Raw genomic sequence first — 24,544 nt, 5'->3', positions numbered from 1 at the left:
CACGCCCTTCCCTCCACCGACCGCAGGTCAGCCGGGTCGCACCGAGGTCGTCGCGCCGACCGTAGCCACCTCGACCCGGCCGCGGCCGGCCCGCTTGGCCGCGTACAGCGCCGCGTCGGCGGCCGCGTAGAGCTCCTCCAGCCCGGTGGCGTGCGTCGGGGCGTGGGCCACGCCCAGGCTCACCGAGATCGCCAGCAGGCTGCCGTCGGGCAGCGCCAGGGGCGCGGCCCGGACCGCGTCGAGCACCTCGGCGGCCCGGGCGGTGGCCACGTCCGCCGAGCAGTCGGGCAGCAGGACGGCGAGCTCGTCACCGCCCATCCGGCTGAGCACGGCGTCCCCGGCGCGGACCACCGAGCGCAGCACCGCGGCGATGTGCACCAGGGCGTCGTCGCCGACCGGGTGGCCGTGCTCGTCGTTGATCGTCTTGAACGAGTCGACGTCCACGAGGACCAGCGAGGTGCCCCGCGACGCGGCCGGGGCGGCCAGCGCGGTGCCCAGCGCCGCGTCGAACACCCGCCGGTTGACCAGCCCGGTGAGCGAGTCGGTGGCGGCCTGCTGCTGCAGCTGGGCGACCAGCCGGGCCTGGGTGTCCCCGGCGCGCACCAGCATCGCCGCCATGACCACGAGCACGGCGCCGAAGAAGCTCAGGTCGCTGACCGCGTGGCCGGCCGGCTGCAGGTGGAACAGCACCACGGCGTCCCCGGCGAGCGCGACGGCGGTCACCAGGACCACCGCGGTGCGCCGGAGGTGGACGCCGGCCCAGAGCACCGGGAAGGCCAGGAACGCCTGGCCACCGGCGGAGGGGTCGCGGGTGATCCAGTTCATCCCGCAGCACAGCACGACGCCGACGAGGGCGATGAGCACGTACCCGCCGCGGGCGTCGACCCGGGCGGTGTCGGTGAGCCGGTAGACCAGGGCCAGGCCGGCGAGCAGGGCGGCACACACCCAGGAGGCGACGACGCCCCCGGTCGTCACCGCGTTGGGCCCGAACAGCGAGAAGACCAGCAACGTCACCGCACAGACCAACAGCACCGGGACCGCGGTCCGCGCTGCCGTCCGAGGGTCTCGCGCCCTCATCCGCTCGTTGATCTGCACCCTCCGGTGATCGGCAGCCGGGGAGACCGACTGCCCCCCGGCCGCCCCGTACGGGTGAGTCCCCGCCCGCCGCAGGGCACCGACGGCGACGGGCCCCCCACCGGAGTGGGGGGCCCGCCGTCGTCCCGTCGTGCTGGTCAGTGCCTCGGCTCGGGCCGGTCGTGCGCCCGAGCCGGTGCACCGGTGGTCACCGCAGCCAGGTGCCCAGCAGCTGCCGCAGCCACGAGGCCAGCTTCTGCAGCAGGGTGCCGGGGTCGACCGGCTCCGCCTCGTCGGTCACCTGCACCTCGACCGTCGCGGTCGAGCCGGAGGTGACGCCGGTGGCCGTGACCTCGACCGTGCCGGTGTCCACGGAGCCCGGCACCCGCACCCGGACCGTCGCGGCGCCCTCGGCATCGGTCGTGACCCGGCCCAGCGGCCGGCCGTCCACGGTCACCTGGACCCGCTCGGCGGGGCCGAAGCCGCTCACCGAGAAGGTCACCAGGTCGCCGGGGGCGAAGGTCGACGGCGAGACCGCCACCTCGGCCGCCGGCTGCTGCGGCTGCTCGGAGGCGTCCCCGACGGTGACCCGTCCGGTGAACTCCTCCGGGCTGAGCGGGGAGAACTCCTCCAGGTAGCCCTGGAAGGAGTCGAAGTCGATCAGACCGGTCTGCTCCGTGGTGCCCTCGGCGAAGGTGGTGAAGTTGTCGCCGCCGGAGGCCAGGAAGCTGTTGGTCGCCACCCGGTAGGTCGCGTCCAGGTCGATCGGCTCGCCGGAGACCCGGATGCTGTCGACGATGATCCGCTCACCGGGGGCCGCCTCCGGGTCGTAGGACCAGGTGAGCTCCTCCGAGGTGCCCAGGGCCAGGAACGGCCGTGAGCTGCCCTCGGGCTGCCACTGCTGCTCCAGCACCTGCACCAGCTGGGCGCCGGTCAGCGAGACGACGACCAGGTCGTTGGCGAACGGGGTGACGTCGTTGGCCTCGGCCAGCGTGATCTCGCCGTCCTCCCCGTAGAGCAGGTCGGCCCGCAGGCCACCGGGGTTGACCAGGCCGAGATCGGCCGGCTCGATGGCGCTGTCCGCGGCGCCGTACACGTAGCTGTCCGCCACCAGGCCACCGAGGGCCGAGTACGACCCGCGGTCCTCGACCTGCCCGCCCTGCGGGCCGGTGGTGAAGGCCCGGGTGATGTCGGCCGTGACCGACCCGACGACCACGCTGCCGAGCTCGTCGGCAGCCGCCTGGGCGGCCGCGACGGTCTCGGCGACCTCGGCGACCCGCGGGTAGGCGGCCACCAGGTCGTCCTCGGGCACCTCGGTCAGTGCCAGGTTCTCCACCGTCGAGGCGGTGACCTCGTCGGTCGACTCGTCGTAGCTGAGCACGATCCGCCCGAGGTCCGCAGCGTAGGAACCGGTCTGGATCACCGGACGGGTCTCGTCGGTGCCCGGGACCGGCGCCTGCCACGCGTAGGTCTGGTGCGTGTGCCCGGTGAAGATCGCGTCCACGTCGGCGTCCACGCCGTTGACGATCGCGGCGAACGCGGTGTCGGCGGCGAGCTCGGCCTCCAGCGTGCTGGTGGCCTCACCCTCCGGTGCGCCCTCGTGGGCGACCAGGACGATGACCTCGGCCTCGTCCCCGACCCCGTCGGTGAGCTCGTCGGTCACCCTGTTCACGGCCTCCACCGGGTCGCCGAACGTGATGCCCTCGATGCCGGCCGGGGAGACCAGCGAGCTCGTCTCCTGGGTGACGACGCCGATGACCCCGACGGTGACGCCGGCGGCCTCCACCAGCTCGTACCCCGGCAGCACCGGGTCACCGTCGGTGCCGTAGACGTTGGCGCCCAGGTAGTCGAAGTCGGCCAGACCGCTCTCGCCGTCGACGCCCACCCGGCCGGTCAGGTCGGCGAAGCCGCGGTCGAACTCGTGGTTGCCCACGGCCGAGGCGTCGAGGCCCATCTCGTTGAGCACCTCGATCGTCGGGGCGTCCTGCTGGCTGGCGGAGACGAACGGCGAGGCGCCGATGTTGTCCCCGGCCGACAGCAGCACGGTCGCGTCGACGTCGTCCCGGGCCCGCTGCTGCTCGATGGTGCCCGCCAGGGCGACCGCGTCGTCCAGCCGGCCGTGGAAGTCGTTGATCCCCAGCAGCTGCAGCTCGGTGGTGCCGTCGTCCTCACCACCGCCGCCGCCGGCACCCTCCTCACCCAGGTCCAGGCCGACCAGGATCGGGTCGTGGTCGGAGGACCGGAACGGGTCGTCGTCGTACCAGCCCGGGTAACCGTCGTACTGGTAGCCGTAGGACTCGACGGAGTTGATGTTCCAGATGTCGACGCCGGTGACGTCCTCGAGCAGCGCCGGGGAGGCGAACGCGTGGTCCAGGGAGCCGACCCGACCGGAGAAGACGTAGGTGCTCTCGCCGGTCCGCGCCCCGAGGTTGGTGTAGCCCTCGGCGACGAGGACGTCGAGCGGGTCCTCCATCGTGTAGCTGTTGAAGTCACCGATCAGCAGCACGTTCTCGGGCGCGCTCTCCAGCGACTCGACGAAGGCGGCCAGCCGCTGCGCCTCGGCGACCCGGGTGGCGTTGGCGTTGCCCTGGCCGTCGCCGGTGTCCTCGTCGCCCTCGGGCGCAGAGCCCTTGGACTTGAAGTGGTTCACCACGACGGTGAACTCCTCGCCGTCGGCGCGGAAGGTCTGCGCGAGCGGCTGGCGGGCCAGGCCCGCCCACACCTCGTCGGTGTCGACCACCGACTCACCCACCAGCTCGACGGCGGCCGGCTGGTAGATGAAGGCGTTGCGGATGACGTCCTGGTCCTCCACCGGCGGCAGCACCGCCGGCGAGGGCACGAAGGCCCAGCGCTCCTCGCCGGCCGCGGCGTTCAGCGCGGCGGTGAGGGCGGCCAGGGCCTCGTCCCGGTCCTCCCCGAACTTGACGGAGTTCTCGATCTCCTCCAGGGCGACCACCTCGGCGCCCAGGGCGTTGATCGCCGCGACGATCTTGGCCTCCTGCTCCGCCAGCTCCGCGGCGTCCTCGGCACCGCGTGCCTCACCGCCGAAGGTGGTGAAGTAGTTCAGGACGTTGAACGACGCGACCTGGACGTCGCCGCCGACCTGCTCGGGGACGTCGGTGCGCGGGTTGGCGTCGTCGAAGGTGGCGGCGCCGGCGGTCTCCGCGGTCACCACGGTGGCCGGCTGTGCGCGCCAGGCGTCGTAGCGGTAGTCCAGGACGTAGGGCACGTCGCCGAAGGAGGCGACCTGGTCACCGACCCGGACGGCGTCCTCGAGGGCGCCGTAGCTCGGCTCGATGCCGGCGTTGGCGAGGTTGGTGCTGCGGCCGTCGTCGAGCAGCAGCACCCGGGCCGCGTTCGCCGCCTCGTAGTCGATGGCGGCCTGGCCGGGCTCGACGACGTCGGTGGCCTGGCGCAGCGGCTCGTCCCCGGGGTTGAGCATGATCTCGCCGAAGCGGTTGAGGTTGTAGACCTCGGTGACGGTGTAGGGGCCGCTGAGGGAGATGCGCACGCCCTCCAGCGCCTCACGCTGGGCGGCGGTGGTGCCCGCCCAGTCGACGGCGACCGGATCGGGCAGCGCGGCGTCCTCGGCGCAGACGTCGACCGTGTCCGCGGTGACCTGGGTGAGCCCCTGGTACTCGGCGACCTCGCCGGTGACCTGGACGGCGTCGCCGATCTCCAGGCCCTCGGTGGAGCCGAAGACGTTGACGGCGGTCGAGGCCGCGCCCGGAGCCGCCGCCGGGTCCTGCACGTAGACGCTGCCGAAGCCCTCGGGGCTGCTCGTCACCACGCCGGCGACGGTGACCGTCTCGCCGACCAGCGGGCTCTCGTCGCCGGTGCCCTGCACGTCGGTGATGGCGGTGAGCCCGTCGGTGGCGCAGTCGACCGGCTCGGGGTCCGTGGGCTCGGGGTCCGTGGGCTCGACGACCGCGTTGACCGCGCCGAAGGTGTTGGTGTCGGTGACCACCCAGGCGCCGTCGACCAGCTGGATCGAGCCGTCGGCGCGGCTGCTGCCGGTCTCGCTGACGCCGACGTCGGTGGAGTCGACGGACTGGTCGCCGAACGTGCCGGTCAGGGTGCCCTCGTAGGAGAGGAACTGCACGACCGTGCCGTCCGGGGCCACCAGTGCGATGCCGTCCGGGGCGCCGTTCTGCAGCCCGGCGAAGTCCACGACCAGCACGCCGGAGTCGCCGACCACCCCGGAGAGGGTCTGCGTGTCGTAGTTCGAGCCATTGCTGCCGTTGACGCCGACGAGCGTCCAACCGGTGAGGTCGGTGCCCGGCGCGGCAGTGACCTCGATGCGCTCGTTGGCGTCGTCCCCGCCGTTGTCGTAGTGGAACTCGCTGATGAACGGGCTGCCGGCGGGCGGCTCGAGCGCCAGTGCGGGTGATGCGCCGAGCAGCGCACCCCCGACGGCGACGGCGGTGACGGCAGCGACCCTGCGCGCTGTCATCGAGTGGGCAAAGGGCACGGATGGCCTCCGGGTGCGACGGGTCGGTACGACGCCGAGGACTGTCACTCATTCGTGTGAACGCGACGTGTCGACATGAAAGCAGTCAGTCGTCGATACGGACAGGTCCTGTTCATCTCCGTCTGCTCCGGACCCCTCGACTGCCGCGCGCCCCGGGGCGGACGGCCGACTCAGTCGCCGTGGAGCAGGTCGGCGACCGCCCGGGTGACCGCCCGGGCGGCACCGTGCGCCGCGACCGCCGGCCCCGGCGCCCGCTCGGCGTCGACCGACATGCCCAGCGCGACCAGGACCGCGTCGGGCCGGGCCCGGAGGAGCCGGTCGAGCCACGCGGTCTGCCAGGGGCTGCGGTAGGCGTCGCGGACGGCGACCACCAGCGGCCGGCCGGTCGCCGAGGCGGCCACCTCCTCTGCAGTGACCCCGCCCTCGGTCACCGTCTGCAGCCCGGCCAGCAGGCCGTCCTCGGCCAGCGGCTGGGCCAGGCTCCAGGCGGCGTCCCCGACCGCCAGGTTCGTCTCGGCGCGCAGCTCGGCCACGACCGCCGGCCCGCTCAGCGGCGCGACGCCACGCGGCTGGAGGGCGGCCCGGGCAGCGGCCCGCCCGGTGTCCGGGTCGGTCGCCGGGGGCTCGGGGCGCTCGACGTCGGCCAGCCGCTGCCGCAGCGCGGTCACCCGGGCCGCGGCGTCGCGCAGCCGGGCCGCGGGCAACGTGCCGTCGGCGAGGGCCGCCCGCACCGCCGCCCGGATCGCCGCGCAGTGCTCCTCGCCGTCCTCGGCACCCAGCAGCAGCAGGTCGGCACCGGCGGCCAGGGAGAGCACGGCCGCCCCGGCCAGCCCGTGTGCGGCCCGGACCCCGGCCATGTCCAGGGCATCGGTGACCACGACGCCGGTGAAGCCCAGCTCGCCGCGGAGCACGTCGACCAGCAGCCGGCGGCTCAGCGTGGCCGGCGCGGTGTCCAGTGCGGGGAAGACGACGTGCGCCGTCATGACCAGGTCCACCCCGGCCCGGACGGCGGCGGCGAAGGGCGGCAGCTCGCGCTCCCGGAAGGTGGCCTCATCAGCATCGATGACCGGCAGGCCGAGGTGCGAGTCGACCGTGGTCGCCCCGTGCCCGGGGAAGTGCTTCGCGGCGGCGGCGACGCCGGCGGCCCGCAGCCCCTGCACGTAGGCCACCCCGTGCCGGGCGACCAGCGCAGGGTCTGCGCCGAACGAGCGGACGCCGATGACCGGGTTGGCGACGTCGCTGTTGACGTCCACCGACGGCGCGAGGTCGACGTCCACCCCGACCCGGCGCAGCTGGGCGCCGATCCCGGCGGCCACCGCGAAGGTGACCGCCTCGTCGTCGACCACGCCGAGGGCGGCGTTGCCCGGCCAGCTGCTGCCGACCGTGTACTCCAGGCGGGTCACGTCCCCGCCCTCCTCGTCCAGCGCCACCAGCACGTCGCCGCGCACGGCCCGGGCCGCCGCGGTGATCGCCGCGACCCGCTCGGCCACCGGCGGGCCCTCGCCGGTGAGGTTCTGGCCGTACAGGCAGACCCCGGCCAGGCCGTCGGCCAGTGCGTCGGCGACCCAGGCGGGGAGCGTCGCACCGGTGAAGCCCGGCATGAGACAGGCGTTCACCAGCCGGTCCAGGTCGGTCGTGCTGTGGTGCTCGGTGGACATGCTCTGGTGCTCCTCGTCGGGGGAAGGGGGTGCCGCCGGACCGGTCACGACGGGGTGGGCACCGGGCGGCGTCCGCCGGCGGCGGCCCGGTCCCGCACCGCGAGCGCGGCCCCGATCGGGGCCACCGGCACCCCGTCGGGCACCAGCTGGACCCGGTCGGCGATCTGCAGGCTGTCCAGGAACGGCGATCCGGAGGCCTGCCGCCGGCACTGGAGCGCCACCGCCGCCATCAGCGGGGCACCGACCTCGGCGACCCCACCCCCGAGCACCACGTGCTCGACGTCGCAGGTGAGCACCAGCAGCCGGACGGCGGCGGCGACCGCCCCGGCGAAGGCGTCCCGGACCCGCACGGCGGCGGCGTCCCCGGCAGCGGCCGCCCCGAACACCTCCACGGCGGCGGGCCGACCGGTGCGGCTGGGCCAGGCCGCGCCCAGCGCCGCCCCGGAGGCGTAGAGCTCCAGGCAGCCCCGCTGACCACACGGGCAGCGCGGGCCCGCCGGGTCGTACGGGATGTGCCCGATCTCCCCGGCGCCGCCGCGGTGGCCGCGCCGCAGCTCCCCGCCGAGCAGCAGCCCGGCGGCCACCCCGGTGCCCAGGGAGAGGAAGGCCAGGTCGCCCCGCAGGCCGAGCACCCGGGCCGCGCCGACGGCGGCGACGTTCAGGTCGTTCTCCACGGTCACCGGCACACCGCCCAGCCGGTCGGCCAGCAGCGGGGCCAGCGCGACCGGCTCGTCGGAGATGCCCAGGTTCACCGCGTGGGAGACCTCACCGGTCAGCGGGGCGACCAGGCCGGGCACCCCGGCGCCGACCCCGGTCAGCTCGCCCGGGGGGATGCCGGCGGTGCGGCACAGCCGCGCCACGACCTCGGCCGCGGCCCCGACCACGCCCTCGGTGCCCGGCCGGCTGGGGACCCGCACGCTGGCCCGCACCGTCGCCGCGTCGTCCAGCAGCACCCCGAGCACCTTGGTGCCGCCGATGTCCAACCCGACCGTGCACCCGCCCTCACCAGCCGACAGCGCGGTCACCCCTTCACCGCCCCGGCCACCAGACCGGAGCTCATCCGCCGCTGGACGAACAGGAAGAACGCGATGACCGGCACGGTGATCAGCGCCGCGCCGGCCATGACCACGCCCCAGTCGGTCGCCCGGTTGGCCTCGACCAGGCCCTGCAGCCACAGCGGGAGGGTGCGCTCGGCCGGGTCGGTCATCACGACCAGCGCGAGGGTGTACTCGTTCCAGGCCTGCAGGAACCCGTAGACACCGGAGGCGACCAGCCCGGGGGCGAGCAGCGGGAAGGTGATCCGGAAGAACGCGCCGGTGCGGGACAGGCCGTCCATCATCGCGGCCTCCTCCAGCTCGATCGGCACGCCGCTGACGAAGCCGCGCAGCATCCAGATGGTGAACGGCAGCACGGCGGCGACGTAGACGATCGAGAGGCCCAGCACCGAGTTGACCAGGTGCCAGGTGTCCAGCATCTGGTACTGCGAGATGAACAGCCCCTCGGCCGGGATCATCTGCACGACCAGCACCGTCACGACGAAGCTCTTGCGGCCCCGGAAGCGGAACCGGCTGATCGCCAGCGCCGCGACGAAGGCGAAGAGGATCGCGGCGGCCAGGGTCAGCCCGGTGACGGCGAGGGAGACCTTGAAGGCGTCGTAGAACGACGGGTCGGTGAGCACCCGGCGGAAGTTGGACAGGGTGCCGCCGAAGGGCAGGAACGACGGCTCCGGGGTGCGCAGCCGGTTGGTCGGCAGGAACGCGCTGTTGATCATCCAGTAGACCGGGAAGACCCAGGCCAGCGCGACCAGCACCGCCAGCGCCCCCAGCAGCCAGCGGGCCGCGGTGGCCCGGCGCCGGGGCCGGCGCCGGTTGGGCACCACCTGGGCGCGGGCGGGCACGGCGGTGGACGGCGGCGGGACGACGGCGGTCATGCCTCGTCCTCGCGCAGCATCCGGCGGATGTAGAAGACGGTCAGCGCCAGCGTGATCACCAGCATGATCGTGGCCATCGCCCCGGCCATCGAGAACTCCTTGGACAGCGAGTAGATGTAGGTGCCCAGCAGGTGGGTCTCCCGGGTCGGCGCACCGGCCCGCTGCAGCACGTGGATCTGGGTGAACACCCGCAGGTCCCAGATCACCTGGAGCAGGGCCACCACGAAGAGCACCGGCTTGATCATCGGGAGCGCCAGCCGCCACAGCCGCTGCCAGCTGCTCGCCCCGTCCAGCTGGGCGGCCTCCATGCACTCCTCGGGCACCTGCAGCAGCCCGGCGTAGACGGTGAAGACGACGAACGGCACGCTCATCCAGACCACGATCACCGTGGCCACCGCGTAGAAGGACAGCGGCTCGATCAGCCAGGAGTGGCCGCGCTGCCCCTCCATCCCCAGCGGCCCGGCCAGCACCCAGTTGACGACGCCGTACTGGGAGTCGAACAGCCATTGCCAGACGGTCATCGTGGCCAGCACCGGCGTGCCCCAGGCCAGCAGCATGCCGACCTGCAGGGTGATCCGGGCGGCCCGGCCGACCTTGGTCATCAGCACCGCCAGCGCGATGCCCAGCGCCATGGTCAGCGCGGCGTTGACCAGGCAGAAGGCGATCGACCGGGCGATCACCCCCCAGACGTAGGGGTCGGAGAGCAGGGTGACGTAGTTGTCCAGGCCGACCCACTCGGCCGGCCGGCCGAACTGCTGGGCCAGGCCGTACTCCTGGAAGGAGAAGACGAACTGGCGGACCAGCGGGTAGCCCAGGCCCACCCCGAGCGGGACCAGGGCCGGGATGAGCAGGAGGTAGGGCCCCAGGCGGGAGCGGAGCGGCCGACGGCGGCGGCGCGGCGGGGTCGCGGAGCTGCTCCCCGTCGTCGGGGCGGACGTGCGGGGCGGGGCCGGTGCGGTCGCGGCGGGTGCGGGTGGCGCGGACATGGCGGGCTCCTGGATCCGGGCAGGACCGGGCCGGGCCGGGGGACGCGATCGCGGCGCGCTGGCGCCGGACGGCGGGCGGGCGCGGTCGCGCCCCCGGCGAGCGGGGTCAGGCGGTCAGTTGAGCGTGTCGGTGATCAGCTGGTCCGCCTCCGCCGCGGCCGTGGCCGGGTCGGTGCCGCTGGCGATCTCCTGGAAGAGGTCCTCCAGGATCCGGGCGCCCTCGACGTCGGCCCACTTCTCGGCCGGCGGCGTGAGCTCGGCGTCGACCGCAGCGGCCAGCGCCACCTGGGAGTAGACGTCGTCGCCGAGCGCGTCGGCGTACTCGGTGTTGCCGGGGATCAGCCCGTTCTCGGCCAGCATCGTCTGGTACTCGGGGCTGAAGATGATCCGCAGCAGGTCCCGGGCCAGCTCCTGGTTGCCCGACTTCGCCGGGATGCCGATGTTCGAGCCGCCGGCGAACACCGGTGCGACCGAGCCCTCCTCCAGACCGGGGAGGGCGAAGATGCCGGTCTTCTCCTCGTTGCACGCCTGCTGCTCGGCCAGCAGCGCCTTCGCCGCCTCGGACTCGTCGTCCGCGGCCACGCCCTTGTTGCACTCGGGCAGGTCGATGCTCCACCGGGCCCAGGTCGGGGCGGAGAACATCGCCGCCTCACCGTTGTTGAACGCGATCCACGGCTCGTTGGAGTCGGCGTCCCGCGGTGCGCTGGTGGCCGTGGTGAACAGCTCCTGGACCTCGGCCAGCCCCTCCTGCGACTCGGGGCTGGACAGCGCACCGGTCCACTCGCCGCCGTCCTCGACGGCCAGCTCGCCGCCGTGGCTGTTCAGCCAGGCGACGCCGTTGTACCAGTCCTGACCGGGCAGCCAGAACCCGGAGAAGCTCGGCGCCCCGGTCGGGTTGGCCTGCTGGAGCGTCTGCGCGACCTCGGTGAACTCGGCCAGGGTGGTGGGCACCTCGACCCCGGCGGCGGCGAAGAGCTCCTTGTTGTAGAAGACCGCGCGGGCACCGGAGTAGTAGGGCACCGCGTACAGCGTGTCGTCGACCGTGCCGGCGTCGACGAAGCCCTGCAACAGGTCGTCGCCGCCCAGTTCCTCGTACATGTCGGTGATGTCGCTGAAGGCGCCGGCGTAGGTGAACGTCGGACTCTGCGTGTTGCCGATCTCGACCAGGTCCGGGGTCTGGCTCTCCGACGTCAGCGCCGTCTGCAGCCGCGGGACGAGCCCGTTCCAGTCCTGCTCCTCGATCACCAGCGTGGAGTCGGGGTGCTGCTCCTCGAAGGTCTCGACCAGATAGTCGCGGAGGTCCTGCGGGGTGTCGGAGCCGGCCAGCCACAACCGCAGCTCACCACCGCTCTCACCGCCGGCGTCGGCGGCGTCCTCGCCACCGCCACAGGCGGTCAGCGCCAGCATCCCGACGGCCAGGGCCGCCAGGCCTCTCGTGCGTACCCTCTTCATGTTGGGGTTCCTTCCCGATGCGCGGACGGTGCCGGACAGCGCCGTTCCAGGGGGGCGTGCTCTCCCGACGTGCGAGGGTCGGCTCGGGGTCGTCACGTGACCCCGAGCTGACCGGACAGCACGAGCACGGCGGCCCCGGACAGGGCGCCGTGCTCGCCGAGCGAGGTCATCCGCAGCTGGACGTGGCTGCTGACGACCGGGATGGTGCGTTCGCGCAGGGTGGCCAGCGCCGCGTCACGCAGCGGCCCACCCAACAGCTCCCCCGGGCCGCAGAGCACGACCTCGGAGAGGTTCAGGGCGCTGACCACGGGGGCCAGCACGATCCCCAGCCGACGCCCGACCGAGGCCAGTGCGGCGTCGGTGGCGGCGGGGTCGAGCCCGGCGATCCGCCGGCGCATCGCCGGCACGGACAGCACCGTCTCCAGGCAGCCGCGGCGGCCGCAGGCGCAGGGCTCGGGGCGGCCGAGCGGGGCCTGGTCGTGCTCGTCGCGCTCGTCGAGGGCGGTGACGTGCCCGAGCTCTCCGGCGGCGTGCTCGTTGCCCTGGACGAGGGCGCCGTCCAGCACGATGCCGGCGCCCACGCCACCGCCGACGGTGAGCACCAGCAGGCCGTTGCCGGAGGCGCCGCCCCAGGTGAACTCGCCGAGGGCCGCGGTGTCCGCGTCGTTGGCCACGTGCACCGGCAGCTCCAGCGCGGCGCTCAGCTGCTCGGCGAGCGGCAGGTCGTACCAGCCGCGGTTGGGGGCCTGCAGCACGCGGCCGGAGGGGTCGATGACGCCCGGGGAGCCCACCCCCACCCCGAGCACCGGGCGCGTGGTCGCCGCGACGAGCTCCCGGCACAGGCCCAGCAGCACCTCGACCGCCGCGGCGCCGGTGCGGCCGCCGACCGCCGCCGTCCGGCGCTCCTGGACGGCACCGGACAGGTCGAGCACGGCACCGTGCACCAGTTCGTCGTCGGCCAGGTCGACGGCGACGATCTGGAAGGCCTCGGCGTCCAGGCCGACCAGCGTGCCCGGCTTGCCGACCTTGCCGTCGGCCTGCTGCCCCAGCTCGGTGACCAGACCCTGGGCGAGCAGGGAGGACACGAGGTCCGAGATCGTCACCCGGGTCAGCCCGGTCGCCCGGGCCAGCTCGGCCCGTGACCGCGGCCCGGCGTGGAAGAGCAGCTGGAGCACCATCGACCGGTTGCTCGCCCGGGCGTGCTCGGGCAGCACCTTGGCGGTCGAGCGCAGCGCTCGGCGGTGCTGCGGGGTGTCTGCGACGGCGGTCACATTTGTTAGGCAACCGTCCTTACAAACACCTGTCAAGAGGGTGGCGCGCGGGTGAGCAGAACGAGACCTGCTGATGGACCGGGGCCGGTTCCACAGCCGGCGCGCCGGGTGGCACACCGGGGCCGGGGCCGGGTGGGCGACCGGCGCACGGCGTCCCGGGTCCGGGTGGGAGCCACGGCGAGCCGGGGCGCGGCCATCTCACCGGCGTGTCGACGTAGCATCGCGGGCCACACCCGGGGGACCCGGCCGCCCAGGGGGCGCCGGACGACGACGAGGACGGGAGGACGGCCGTCAGCGAGCAGGGCAAGGGTGCCGTGACCATCAACGACGTCGCCCGGGAGTGCGGTGTGGCGGCATCGACGGTGTCGCGTGCCTTCTCCCGCCCCGGCCGCGTGAGCGCGGCGACGGCGGAGCGGATCAAGGAGGCCGCGGAGCGGCTCGGCTATCGCGCGACCCCGCTGTCGCTGCGCACGGTCACCGGGCAGACGGGGATGATCGGGCTGGTCGTGTCCGACGTCACCAACCCGGTGTACTTCCCCCTCATCCGCGGAGCCGAGGCCGCCGCCACCGAGCGTGACTGGATGACCCTGCTCACCGACGCGCAGGAGTCGGCACGCAAGGAACGGGACGGCATCGACCGCTCGCTGACCGCGGTCGACGGCCTGCTGCTGGCCGGCACCCGGATGTCGGACGCCTCGATCCGGCTCGTCGCCCAGCAGCTCCCCGTCGTGGTCTGCAACCGCGCGGTCACCGGGGTGCACAGTGTGGTCGCTGACAACGCCCGCGGGATCCGCCGAGCCGTCGAGCACCTCGCCGACCTCGGCCACACCACCATCACCTACGTCGCCGGCCCCGAGGCCTCCTGGGCCGACGGGGTCCGGTGGCGCGCCCTGCGGGAGGCGACCTACGAGCTGGAGATGCGCGCGGTGCGGGTGGGCCCCTTCCCCCCGACCGTCGACGGCGGCGTCAGCGCGGTGCAGGCACTGCGCCGGCTCGACCCCACCGCAGTGATCGCCTACAACGACCTGCTCGCGATCGGGCTGCTGCGGGGGCTGGCGGCCGCGGGCGTCGCCGTGCCCTCCGACGTCAGCGTCATCGGCTTCGACAACATCTTCGGTTCGGACTTCTGCACGCCGGGCCTGACGACGGTCGCGATCCCACTGCGCGGGCTCGGCGGTGAGGCCGTGGCGCGGTTGGCCGCCCAGATCGACGGCGGCGCCGGCCACCAGATCCGGCCCACGGTCGTGCCGACCCGGCTGGTGGTGCGGGACTCGACCGCGCCGCGGCGCGCCCAGCACCGCAGGGCCAGGAGCAGCCCTCCGACCTGAGCGAGGACGCCGCGCCGAGCGGGTGCAGGACGCAACGGCAACCGGCGGCAAAGACTTGGCGCGGTGGGGGGCGGCGTCCAACCATGACGGGATGCAGCGCCCCGCCCCGTTGAGACTGCACCCCGACCGTCTCCTCCCCGCCGACGCGGGCGTCCGGGCGGTGGCTCGCGAGATCTACGGCGCCGTGCGGGACCTGCCGGTCATCTCCCCACACGGGCACGTGGACCCCCGGACACTCCTGGAGGACCAGCCCTTCCCGGACCCGGCTTCGCTCTTCGTGACACCGGACCACTACGTGACCCGGCTGCTGCACGCGAACGGCGTGCCCCTCGACGCCCTCGGGGTGGGCCGGACGGCACTCACCGAGGCCCAGTCCCGGCAGGCGTGGCAGGAGCTGTGCAGCCACTGGCACGTCTTCCGCGGCACCCCCGTCCGGTACTGGCTGGAGTCCGAGCTCGCCGAGATCTTCGACGTGCAGGTCCGGCCGTCGGCGGAGACCGCCGACGCCGTCTACGACCAGGTGGCCGAGCGGCTGGCGCAGCCCTCGCACCGGCCGCGGGCGCTGTTCCAGCGGTTCGGCATCAGCGTGCTGGCCACCACCGACGACCCGTGCGACGACCTGGCCACCCACGCCGCGCTGAGCGCGGACCCGACCTGGGCGGGCCGGGTCATCCCGACCTTCCGGCCCGACGCCCACCTCGAGGTCGCTGCGGAGGGCTGGGCCGACCTGGTCGAGCGGCTGGGCAAGGTCGCCGACGTGGACACCGGGACCTACGCCGGCTGGGCGGCGGCGATGGAGCTGCGGCGGCAGCACTTCATCGCCCACGGCGCGGTGTCGACCGACCACAGCCACGTCGACGTCCGCACCGACGCGTTGCCGCCGGCCGAGGCCGAGCGCATCTACGCCGCCGCGCTGGCCGGCCGGGTCACCACGCAAGAGGCCGCAGCGCTGCGTGGGCACATGCTCCTGGAGATGGCCCGGATGTCCTGCGACGACGGCCTGGTGATGACCCTGCACCCCGGCGTCCGGCGGGCCCACCACACCCCCACGCTGGAGGCCTTCGGCGCCGACACCGGCCACGACATCCCGCTGCGGATGGAGCTCACCGACGCGCTCCGGCCGCTGCTGCAGCGGTTCGGCATGCACCCGAACCTGCACCTGGTCGTCTTCACCCTGGACGAGACGGTCTTCTCCCGCGAGCTCGCCCCGCTCGCCGCCTTCTACCCGTCGGTCCACATCGGGGCACCGTGGTGGTTCCTCGACGCGCCGCTGGCGGTGCGCCGCTTCTACTCCGCCGTCACCGAGACCGCGGGCTTCAGCCGGCTGTCCGGCTTCATCGACGACACCCGGGCGTTCTGTTCGATCCCGGCCCGCCACGACATGTCGCGGCGGCTGGACAGCGGCTTCCTGGCCAACCTGGTCGCCGAGCACTGCCTCGACGAGGAGGAGGCCGTGGCGACGGCGGTCGACCTGGTCTCGGGGCGCCCCACCGCGACGTTCAAGCTGTGACCGCGCTGACCCGGTCGCACCCGGCGCCACCCGTCCGGATCGTCCACCTCGGGCTGGGCAGCTTCTCCCGCGCCCACCAGGCCTGGTACACCGCCCACGCCACCGATGCGGTGGAGTGGGGCATCGCGGCGTTCACCGGGCGCAGCACCGAGCTCGCCGCGGCCCTGTCGGCCCAGGACGGGCTGTACACCCTCGTCACCCGCGCGCCCGACGGCGACCGGGCCGAGGTGGTGCCCAGCGTCGTGCGCGCGCACCCGGGCACCGACCACGGCGCGTGGCTCCGGTACCTGGCCGATCCGCAGGTCGCCGTCCTCACCGTGACGGTGACCGAGGCCGGCTACGTGCGGCGGGCCGACGGCGGCCCGGACCTGGACCACCCCGACCTGCGGGCCGACCTCGCCGCGCTGCGCACCGCGGTGACCGAGCCGGTGCGCACCGCCCCGGCCCGGCTGCTCGCCGGGCTGCTCGCCCGCCGGGACGCCGGCGCCGGGCCGCTGACCGTGGTGCCGTGCGACAACCTCCCCGACAACGGGCGCGTCACCGGCCGGGTCGTCCGCGACCTCGCCGCCGAGGTCGACCCGTCGCTGCTGCCCTGGCTGGACCGGACGGTCTCCTTCACCACGACGATGGTCGACCGCATCACCCCGCGGACCACCGCCGAGGACGTCGCCGCGTGCCGAGCCGCCAACGGGTTCGACGACCGCGTCCCGGTGCTCACCGAGCCCTTCAGCGAGTGGGTGCTCAGCGGCCGGTTCCCCGGCGGTCGGCCGGCGTGGGAGACGGCCGGCGCCGTCCTCACCGACGACGTCGGGCCCTACGAGCAGCGCAAGCTGTGGCTGCTGAACGGGGCGCACTCGCTGCTGGCCTACGCCGGTCCGCTGCGCGGGCACGGGACCGTCGACGCCGCGATCGCCGACGCCGGCTGCGCGCGGTGGGTGCAGGACTGGTGGGACGCGGCGGCGGCCCACCTGCCGCAGCCCGCGGCGGAGGTCGAGGAGTACCGCGCCGCGCTGCTGCGGCGGTTCGCCAACCCGCGGATGCGGCACTCCCTGGCGCAGATCGCCGCCGACGGCTCCCTGAAGCTGCCCGTGCGCATCCTGCCCGCGCTGCACCGCGCGCGGGCGGCCGGCGCGGACCTCGCCGGCCCGGCCCGCGTACTGGCCGCCTGGGTGCTGCACCTGAGCGGCCAGGGCGCGCCGGTGACCGATCCGCAGGCGGACCGTTTCCGGGCCGCGGCGGGCGGCCCGCTGCCCGACGCGGTCGCCCGGGTCCTCGACGAGCTGGACCCGGAGCTGGCCGACGACACCGTCCGCGCCGCTGTGCTGGCCGCGGCGCACGAGCTGGAGCCGGCGTGACGACGCGATCGGCCTCGAGGGAGATCCGTGGACACCACTGACCAGCTGGCGCAGGCGCGGCTGGTGCCGGTCGTCGTGCTCGACGACGCCGGGCACGCCGACGCGCTCGCCCAGGCGCTGGTGGACGGCGGCCTGCCCCTCGCCGAGATCACCTTCCGCACGGCGGCAGGCCCGGAGGCCATCCGGATCATGGCCGCCCGCGGGGACGTCGTGGTGGGCGCGGGCACCGTGCTCACCCCCGAGCAGGTCGACCGGGCCGTCGACGCGGGGGCCACCTTCGTCGTCTCCCCCGGGCTCAGCCGCCCGGTCGTCGAGCGCTGCCGCGAGCGCGGCGTCCTCGCCCTGCCCGGCGCGGTCACCGCCACGGAGGTCCAGGCCGCGCTGGAGCTGGGCGTCGAGACCGTCAAGTTCTTCCCGGCCGCGACCTCCGGTGGGGCCGCCGCCATCGCCGCGCTGGCCGCGCCGTTCCCCGGGGTGCGCTTCGTGCCGACCGGCGGCATCGGGCCGGGCACCGTCCAGGAGTACCTGGACCTCCCGTCGGTGACCGCCGTGGGCGGCTCCTGGATGGTCCCCCGGGACCGGATCGCCGCCGGCGACCTCGCCGAGGTCACCCGGCGCACCGCCGCGGCGGTGGCCGCGCTGCCGCGCGCCGAGTGACCCGGCCCCCGCCACCCGCTGCGCCCGCCCCGAGAGGACAGCCATGCCCGGCCTGACGATCAGACCCGCCGCCGAGTGCCGCTACGACGCGGTCTCCCTCGGCGAGGTGATGCTCCGGCTGGACCCGGGCGAGGGGCGGATCCGCACCACCCGCCAGTTCCGCGTCTGGGAGGGCGGCGGGGAGTACAACGTCGCCCGGGGGCTGCGCCGCGCCTTCGGGCTGCGGACGGCGGCCGTCACCGCGCTCGCCGACAACGAGGTCGGCCGGCTGGTCGAGGACTGCATGCTCACCGGTGGGGTCGACACCTCGCTCGTGCGCTGGATGCCCCACGACGGGGTCGGCCGGGCGGTCCGCAACGGCCTGAACTTCACCGAGCGCGGATTCGGCGTGCGGGGCGCCGTCGGTGTGTCCGACCGCGGCCACACCGCGGCCGCTCAGCTGCGGCCGGGAGACGTCGACTGGGACGACCTGTTCGGCCGGCTCGGGGTGCGCTGGCTGCACACCGGTGGCATCTTCGCCGCGCTGAGCGACAGCGCCGCGGAGGTCACCCTGGAGGCGGTGACCTCCGCCAAGCGGCACGGCACGGTGGTCTCCTACGACCTGAACTACCGGCCGAGCCTGTGGCAGACCTTCGGCGGGCTGGCCGGGGCGCGCGAGGTCAACCGCCGGATCGCCCCGCACGTCGACGTGATGATCGGCAACGAGGGCCACTTCACCGCGTGCCTGGACATCGCTGTCCCGGACGCCGGCACCGAGCCCCCCGTCGGGGGCTCCTTCGCGGCGATGGTGGCCAGGGCGACCGCGGAGCACCCGAACTTCGCCGTCATCGCCGCCACCCGGCGGACGGAGCACAGCGCGACGGTGAACGACTGGGGCGCGGTGGCCTGGTCGGCGGGGACCGGACCGGTCAGCGCCACCCAGCGCGACGGCCTGGAGATCCTGGACCGGGTCGGCGGCGGGGACTCCTTCGCCTCCGGCCTCGTCTTCGGACTGCTCACGGGGCTTCCCCTGCAGACAGCGGTGGAGTACGGCGCCGCGCACGGCGCCCTGGCGATGACCACGCCGGGCGACACGACCATGGTGACGGAGGCGGACGTGGAGAAGCTGGTACGCAACGGCGGCGCGGGGGCGGACCGATGACCGGCGCGGGCAGCCTGATCCGGTCGGCCGAGGTGCTCGTCACGAGCCCGGGCCGCAACTTCGTCACCCTGCGGCTCACCACCGAGGACGGCGTCGTCGGGCTGGGCGACGCCACGCTCAACGGCCGCGAGCTCGCCGTGGTGTCCTACCTGCGCGACCACGTCGTCCCGATGCTGATCGGCCGCGACGCCCAGCGCATCGAGGACACCTGGCAGTTCCTCTACCGCAGCGCCTACTGGCGCCGCGGGCCGGTCACCATGACCGCGGTGGCCGCGGTCGACGTGGCGCTGTGGGACATCAAGGCCAGGACCGCGGGGCTGCCGCTCTACCAGCTCCTCGGCGGGGCCTCGCGGGACGGCGTGCTGGTCTACGGGCACGCTGCCGGCCGGACCACCCCGGAGCTGTTCGACTCCATCCGCTCCCAGCTCGCGGAGGGCTTCCGCGCCATCCGCGTCCAGACCTCGGTCCCCGGGATCGACAAGGTGTACGGGGTGTCGTCCCAGCCGCCGACCGGGCGCTACCAGTACGAGCCGGCGCACCGGGCTCCGCTGCCGGTCGAGGAGGACTGGGACTCCCGGGCGTACCTGCGCCACCTGCCCGGCGTGGTGGAGGCCGTGCGCGCGGAGTTCGGCGCGGAGCTGCCGCTGCTGCACGACGCCCACCACCGGCTGACCCCCATCCAGGCGGCCCGGCTGGGGAAGGACCTGGAGCCCTACGACCTCTTCTGGCTCGAGGACTGCACCCCCGCGGAGAACCAGGAGGCGCTGCGGCTGGTGCGGCACCACACCACCACCCCGCTGGCGCTCGGGGAGGTGCTCAACACGATCTGGGACTACCAGACGCTGATCCGCGAGCAGCTGATCGACTACGTGCGCTCCTCGGTCACCCACGCCGGCGGCATCACCGGGCTGCGCCGGATCCTCGACTTCGCCGGGCAGTACCAGATCAAGTCCGGCATGCACGGCCCCACCGACGTCTCCCCCGTCGGCATGGCCGCCGCGACACACCTCTCCCTCGCCATCCACAACTTCGGCATCCAGGAGTACATGCAGCACAGCCGGCTGACCGACGAGGTCTTCCGGCAGTCCTTCCGCTGGGCCGACGGCCACCTCCACCCGGGCGAGGAGCCGGGGCTGGGGGTCGACTACGACGACGACGCAGCCGGACGCCACCCCTACGAGCCGGCGTACCTGCCGTTCAACCGGCTCAAGGACGGCACGGTGCACGACTGGTGACCCGCCCGACCGCCACGTCCGGGGCCCCCGCGGCCCCCGCGACCCCGAGGAGAACCGTGGACACCGAGCCGCACCCCTGCTGGCTGCCCGAGCATGCCCTCGCCCCCGTCGGGCGCCGCGCCGTCGTCGTCCTCGGCACGGGCGCCGTGGTCGACACCGTCCGCGCCGAGGTGGACGCCGCCGTGCGGGCCCACGGCGGCGTGCTGAGCGAGGCCGACGGCTCCGGGCTGCCGGACCTGGTCCTGGCCACCGTCGACGGGGCGCGCGACCAGCCGGCCGGCGGGCCGCTGGCCGAGCCGCTGCGGACGGCGGTGTCCCGGTACGAGGAGGCCCCCCTGGTCACCGAGGGGTTCCTCGTCACCCGGCACGGCGACACCACCGTGGTCCTGGCCGGCGGCGGCCCCGGCCTGCTGTACGGGCTGCACCACCTCCTCCGGCTCGGCCACCGCGCGTTCGAGGACGGGCCAGCGGAGGCGGGGGGCCTGGTGACGCGGCAGGAGCCGGCGCAGCCGATCCGGATGCTCGACCACTGGGACAACCTGGCCGCCGACTCCCCGATGGGGCCCGTCGAGCGCGGCTACGCCGGGGCGTCGATCTTCTACGCCGACGGCCGGGTGCGTGCGGACCTGTCCCGCGTGGCGCGCTACGCCCGCCTGCTCGGCAGCCTGGGCATCAACGCGGTGGGGCTCAACAACGTCAACGTGCACCGCCGGGAGGCGGAGCTCCTCACCACCCACCTGCCCGACGTCGGCCGGCTGGCGGCGGTCTTCCGGGCGCACGGCATCCGGGTGTGGCTGAGCGTCAGCTACGGCTCGCCGGTCACCCTGGGGGGGCTGGACACCGCCGACCCGATGGACCCCCGGGTGCAGCAGTGGTGGCGGGACACCGCCGAGCGGGTCTACTCGGTGGTCGGGGACCTCGGCGGCTTCGTCGTGAAGGCCGACTCCGAGGGCCAGCCGGGGCCCTTCGCCTACGGCCGCGACCACGCCGACGGGGCGAACCTGCTGGGCCGGGCGCTGGCCCCGCACGGCGGCACGGTGTTCTGGCGGGCGTTCGTCTACGACCACCGGCAGGACTGGCGGGACCGGTCGACCGACCGCGCCCGGGCCGCCTACGACCACTTCGCCCCCCTCGACGGGCGCTTCGACGACAACGTCGTCGTGCAGGTCAAGTACGGCCCGATCGACTTCCAGGTCCGGGAGCCGGTCTCCCCGGTGATCGCCGCGATGCCGCGGACCCGGCTGGCCGTCGAGCTGCAGGTCACCCAGGAGTACACCGGGCAGCAGCAGCACGTCTGCTACCTGGTGCCGCAGTGGCGCGAGCTGCTCGGCTTCCGGCCGTGGGACGACGACCGGACCGTCTCCGACGTCGCGGCCGGCGCCACCGGCCCGGCCGGTGGCATCGCCGCGGTGTCCAACGTGGGCGACGACCCGTTCTGGACCGGGCACCCGCTGGCCCAGGCCAACCTCTACGGGTACGGGCGGCTCACCTGGGACCCCACGCTGGCGGCGGAGGACGTCCTGGACGAGTGGATCGGCCTGACGTTCGGGGACGACCCGGAGCTCCGCCGGGGGCTGCACGAGATCATGGACGGGTCCTGGCTCACCTACGAGCGGTACACCTCCCCGCTGGGCATCGGGTTCATGGTCAAGCCCAACCACCACTACGGGCCCGACATCGACGGCTACGAGTACTCCCCCTGGGGCACGTACCACTTCGCCGACCGCGACGGCATCGGCGTGGACCGCACGGTGGCGACCGGGACCGGCTACGCGGGCCAGTACCCGGAGCCGTGGCGGAGCGTCTACGAGTCGGTCGACACGTGCCCCGACGAGCTGCTGCTGTTCTTCCACCACGTGCCCTACGGGCACGTCCTGCACTCGGGGACGACGGTGGTCCAGCACATCTACGACACCCACGCCGCGGGGGTCGAGGAGGTCGAGCGGATGGCCGCGCGATGGGCCGAGCTGGCGGACCGGCTGCCGCCCGACGTCGCCGAGCGGGGCACCGGACGGCTGGCCGAGCAGCTCCGCTCAGCCCGCGAGTGGCGGGACCAGGTGAGCACCTATTTCTTCCGGAAGTCCGGGGTGCCCGACGCCCGCGGCCGCACCTTCTACTGAGCCCAGCCGGTGCCGGGCCTCGGCGTCGCCGGGGCCCGGTGCCTGCTGGGCCCAGACCGGGGGACCTCGGCCTACTGCTGCGACGTCCCGGCCAGGAACCGGGTGGTGACGTCCCCGGCGACCGGGGCGGTGATCCGCGTCAGCTGGAAGGTCAGCGGGGAGGCCAGCAGCCACAGCACCCAGTCCGACAGGAAGTACGCGATCCCGGCGCACAGCACCAGCCAGGACAGCAGCCCGAGGGTCACCAGCGGGCGGGCGCCGAGGTAGTGGGCGCCCAGCCGCGCCACGTCCCGGGCCCGGAACCGGAACAGTGCGGTGATCACCACGGCCAGCAGCATCCAGAGGACGACCCCGACGGCGAGCAGCACCTGGAGCGCGGTCAGCGGTGCGGGGAGTCCGACGGCCTCGCGGTAGGTCAGGTTGATCCCCAGCACGGTCAGGACGGCGAGGCCGGGCACCCACGAGCGGAGCACGTCCAGGGCGTTGAGCCGGTACCCGCGCCAGAAGTGCCGCGCCGGTGCGGTGTCCCGCTCCCGGTCGAACACCCGCCAGGCGAACACCGCAGCGGCCAGCGCCGGCCCCACCGGGACGGCGGCGAGGGCGACGAGGGGGATGTTGCTCGGGTGCCGGTCGAGCAGGACCACCGCGATCACGCTGGGGCCGGCGGTCACCGCGAGCAGCAACTCGACGACCAGGAACCAGTAGACGACGGCGGTGGCGCGGGACAGCGGTCCCTCGCCGAACTCCCGGGCCGGCCGGCTCATCGGCCCGACGCCGGCCTGCTGCGGCGTGAGGTGCTCATCGGGCAGCACCGTAGCCGGGGATGGCGGCATCGTCGGTCCACGGCGGCGTCTCCTCCCGCACCGGCTCCACCTCCACGAGGGTGACCTCGTGCCGCGACAGCGCGAGGTCGAGGTCCACCCGGCCTTCCACCACCGGCACCCGCCGGTGCTCGACCGCGGGCCGGGACGCCTCGTGCAGCAGGCCGAGCACCCGCTCGTCCGGGTGCCGCGGGCGGCCGAGCTCGCGCCAGGCGGCCCATGCGTTCCCGTCCTGCTCGCCGACGCGGGTCCGCAGGACGAAGGCGTGCCCGGCTGCCCCGGGCGCCAGCGGCACCGACAGGTGCACCCTGTGCCGGTCCGCGGCCGGCTCCGGGCCGCCGTCCACCGGCTGCCAGGCCAGCACTGCGATGCGGCCGTCGTCGTGCCGGGTCACCAGGTGGTCCGCGCCGCGGGCGAGGACCTGACCGCCGAGGCGGGCCATGAAGGCGTACAGGTGGTAGGTGGGCTTGCGGACCTGCCGGTGGGTCAGCAACCCGAACCCGCCGTGGAACGGCGCCACCGGCACCCCCTCCTCCTCGAAGACGTCGCAGAACGTCCAGTAGGAGAACGAGTCGACCAGCTCCCCGCCACCGGCGAGGACGGGGGCGAGATAGGCCGCGTTGTACGCGGTGTCGTGGACGGGGTTGTCCGGCCGGTAGGAGGTGTTGAACTCCGTGATGTGCACCGGGAGGCCGGCCAGCGCGGTGCCGGCCAGGTGCCGGCGGGGGGCGCCGAACTGCTCGAGCAGGGACGCCGGTGGGCGCAGGTCCTGGTGGGTGCCGAACGGGACGTGCCGTGCGGGGCCGGAGCTGTAGGCGTGCCGGGAGACGAAGTCGATCGGGACGTCCCGGGCGGTGACGAACTCGGCGAAGGGCGCCCACCACTCGTCCGCACCCGGGGAGATCGCCGGTCCGCCGACCTGCAGCGCGGCGTCGACCTCCTTCACGGCGCGCGCGCTGACCTCGTACAACCGGAAGTACTCCTGCTGGTCGGCGCCCTGCCAGAAGTTCGTCAGGTTCGGCTCGTTCCAGACCTCGATGGGCCAGTGCCGCACCTCCTCGAGCCCGTAGCGGTCCACCAGGTGCGCGACCGTGCCCCGGACGAGCTCCCCCCACTCGGCGTAGGACGACGGCGGGGTGACGTTCCCCTGCCACCAGAAGACCGTCTGGTCTCCCGAGGCCAGGCCCGAGGGCATGAAGCCGAGCTCGACGAAGGGCCGGATGCCGGTGCCCAGGTAGGCGTCGACGACCTGGTCCAGGTAGGTGAAGCCGTGGTGGACCGACCGCACGCCGTCCCGGGTGTAGGGCCGGTGGACGCCCATGTCGTCGCTGAACAACCCGTGGCCGCGGATGAACCGGAAGCCGATCTCCCGCTGCACCTGCGCGAGCGAGAGCTGGTGGTCCTGCCGCAGCGCGAGGCTCATGCGGCCGGTGCCCACACACTCCCGCCACGCCGTGGGCAGGGGACCGACGGGATGGTCGGCGATGCGGATCGCGGTCATGCTCGCTCCTCGTGCGTCGGGGGTGGTGGACCGG

At 74.3% G+C, this 24,544-nt stretch carries 17 protein-coding genes; 7 read left to right on the top strand and 10 right to left on the bottom strand.

All coding sequences use genetic code 11. The features are described from left to right. Positions 1-27: 27 nt before the first annotated feature. The 8 genes from O2V63_RS20365 to O2V63_RS20330 all read right to left on the bottom strand — a co-directional run bounded on the left by O2V63_RS20365 (position 28) and on the right by O2V63_RS20330 (position 12,842). Entirely contained in the window at positions 28-1,014 is a 987-nt protein-coding gene (locus O2V63_RS20365; RefSeq protein ID WP_269169299.1) for a GGDEF domain-containing protein, read from the bottom strand. A gap of 268 nt (positions 1,015-1,282) precedes the next feature. Continuing rightward, positions 1,283-5,527 (bottom strand): ExeM/NucH family extracellular endonuclease, encoded by a 4,245-nt coding sequence (locus O2V63_RS20360; RefSeq protein ID WP_269169298.1) that lies wholly within the window; start codon positions 5,525-5,527, stop codon positions 1,283-1,285. A gap of 188 nt (positions 5,528-5,715) precedes the next feature. Continuing rightward, on the bottom strand, positions 5,716-7,203 hold the full coding sequence (locus O2V63_RS20355) for a glycoside hydrolase family 3 N-terminal domain-containing protein (protein ID WP_269169297.1): 1,488 nt from the start codon (positions 7,201-7,203) through the stop codon (positions 5,716-5,718). Positions 7,204-7,247: 44 nt separating this feature from the next. Further along, complete coding sequence (locus O2V63_RS20350) at positions 7,248-8,228, bottom strand: ROK family protein (protein ID WP_269169296.1); 981 nt, start codon at positions 8,226-8,228, stop codon at positions 7,248-7,250. Continuing rightward, positions 8,225-9,133: a carbohydrate ABC transporter permease gene (locus O2V63_RS20345; protein ID WP_269169295.1), complete on the bottom strand. Its 909-nt coding sequence runs from the start codon at positions 9,131-9,133 to the stop codon at positions 8,225-8,227. Before O2V63_RS20345 ends, O2V63_RS20350 begins: the two co-directional genes overlap by 4 nt. Next, the gene (locus O2V63_RS20340; RefSeq protein ID WP_269169294.1) at positions 9,130-10,119 is read right to left on the bottom strand and encodes a carbohydrate ABC transporter permease; all 990 of its coding nucleotides are present in this window, start codon (positions 10,117-10,119) and stop codon (positions 9,130-9,132) included. The genes O2V63_RS20345 and O2V63_RS20340 overlap by 4 nt, the downstream gene beginning before the upstream one ends. Positions 10,120-10,233: 114 nt before the next feature. Continuing rightward, positions 10,234-11,571, bottom strand: coding sequence for an extracellular solute-binding protein (locus O2V63_RS20335; protein ID WP_269169293.1), 1,338 nt, complete (start codon positions 11,569-11,571; stop codon positions 10,234-10,236). Between the two features lie 92 nt (positions 11,572-11,663). Beyond that, on the bottom strand, positions 11,664-12,842 hold the full coding sequence (locus tag O2V63_RS20330; protein ID WP_269169292.1) for an ROK family transcriptional regulator: 1,179 nt from the start codon (positions 12,840-12,842) through the stop codon (positions 11,664-11,666). A gap of 314 nt (positions 12,843-13,156) precedes the next feature. On the opposite strand from O2V63_RS20330, the gene O2V63_RS20325 reads away from it, so the two are divergent. From O2V63_RS20325 to O2V63_RS20295, 7 genes are all read left to right on the top strand, one after another. Further along, positions 13,157-14,170, top strand: a complete 1,014-nt coding sequence (locus tag O2V63_RS20325; protein WP_269169291.1) for a LacI family DNA-binding transcriptional regulator — start codon at positions 13,157-13,159, stop codon at positions 14,168-14,170. A gap of 91 nt (positions 14,171-14,261) precedes the next feature. Further along, positions 14,262-15,680: a glucuronate isomerase gene (uxaC, locus tag O2V63_RS20320; protein ID WP_269169290.1), complete on the top strand. Its 1,419-nt coding sequence runs from the start codon at positions 14,262-14,264 to the stop codon at positions 15,678-15,680. Continuing rightward, the gene (locus tag O2V63_RS20315) at positions 15,677-17,035 is read left to right on the top strand and encodes a mannitol dehydrogenase family protein (RefSeq protein ID WP_269169289.1); all 1,359 of its coding nucleotides are present in this window, start codon (positions 15,677-15,679) and stop codon (positions 17,033-17,035) included. The genes uxaC and O2V63_RS20315 overlap by 4 nt, the downstream gene beginning before the upstream one ends. 27 nt (positions 17,036-17,062) lie before the next feature. Next, positions 17,063-17,692 (top strand): bifunctional 4-hydroxy-2-oxoglutarate aldolase/2-dehydro-3-deoxy-phosphogluconate aldolase, encoded by a 630-nt coding sequence (gene eda, locus O2V63_RS20310; RefSeq protein ID WP_269169288.1) that lies wholly within the window; start codon positions 17,063-17,065, stop codon positions 17,690-17,692. Positions 17,693-17,735: 43 nt separating this feature from the next. Then, positions 17,736-18,833 (top strand): sugar kinase, encoded by a 1,098-nt coding sequence (locus O2V63_RS20305; RefSeq protein WP_269169287.1) that lies wholly within the window; start codon positions 17,736-17,738, stop codon positions 18,831-18,833. After that, positions 18,830-20,068 carry a D-mannonate dehydratase ManD gene (gene manD / locus O2V63_RS20300; protein ID WP_269169286.1) on the top strand — a complete coding sequence of 413 codons (1,239 nt, stop codon included), beginning with the start codon at positions 18,830-18,832 and terminating at the stop codon, positions 20,066-20,068. The genes O2V63_RS20305 and manD overlap by 4 nt, the downstream gene beginning before the upstream one ends. Before the next feature lie 56 nt (positions 20,069-20,124). After that, positions 20,125-22,188: an alpha-glucuronidase gene (locus O2V63_RS20295; RefSeq protein ID WP_269169285.1), complete on the top strand. Its 2,064-nt coding sequence runs from the start codon at positions 20,125-20,127 to the stop codon at positions 22,186-22,188. Positions 22,189-22,259: 71 nt separating this feature from the next. On the opposite strand, the gene O2V63_RS20290 is transcribed toward O2V63_RS20295, so the two are convergent. Both O2V63_RS20290 and O2V63_RS20285 read right to left on the bottom strand, forming a co-directional pair. Next, positions 22,260-23,021: a hypothetical protein gene (locus O2V63_RS20290; protein ID WP_269169284.1), complete on the bottom strand. Its 762-nt coding sequence runs from the start codon at positions 23,019-23,021 to the stop codon at positions 22,260-22,262. Then, a complete protein-coding gene (locus O2V63_RS20285; RefSeq protein ID WP_269169283.1) occupies positions 22,987-24,510 on the bottom strand; it encodes a GH39 family glycosyl hydrolase in 1,524 nt (507 codons plus the stop codon). Before O2V63_RS20285 ends, O2V63_RS20290 begins: the two co-directional genes overlap by 35 nt. Between the last annotated feature and the right edge of the window lie 34 nt (positions 24,511-24,544).

Source organism: Modestobacter sp. VKM Ac-2977 (assembly GCF_026968045.1).
Lineage (GTDB): Bacteria > Actinomycetota > Actinomycetes > Mycobacteriales > Geodermatophilaceae > Modestobacter.
Note: the sequence above shows the minus strand (reverse complement) of the source record. Positions and strands in the feature narration are given on the sequence as shown.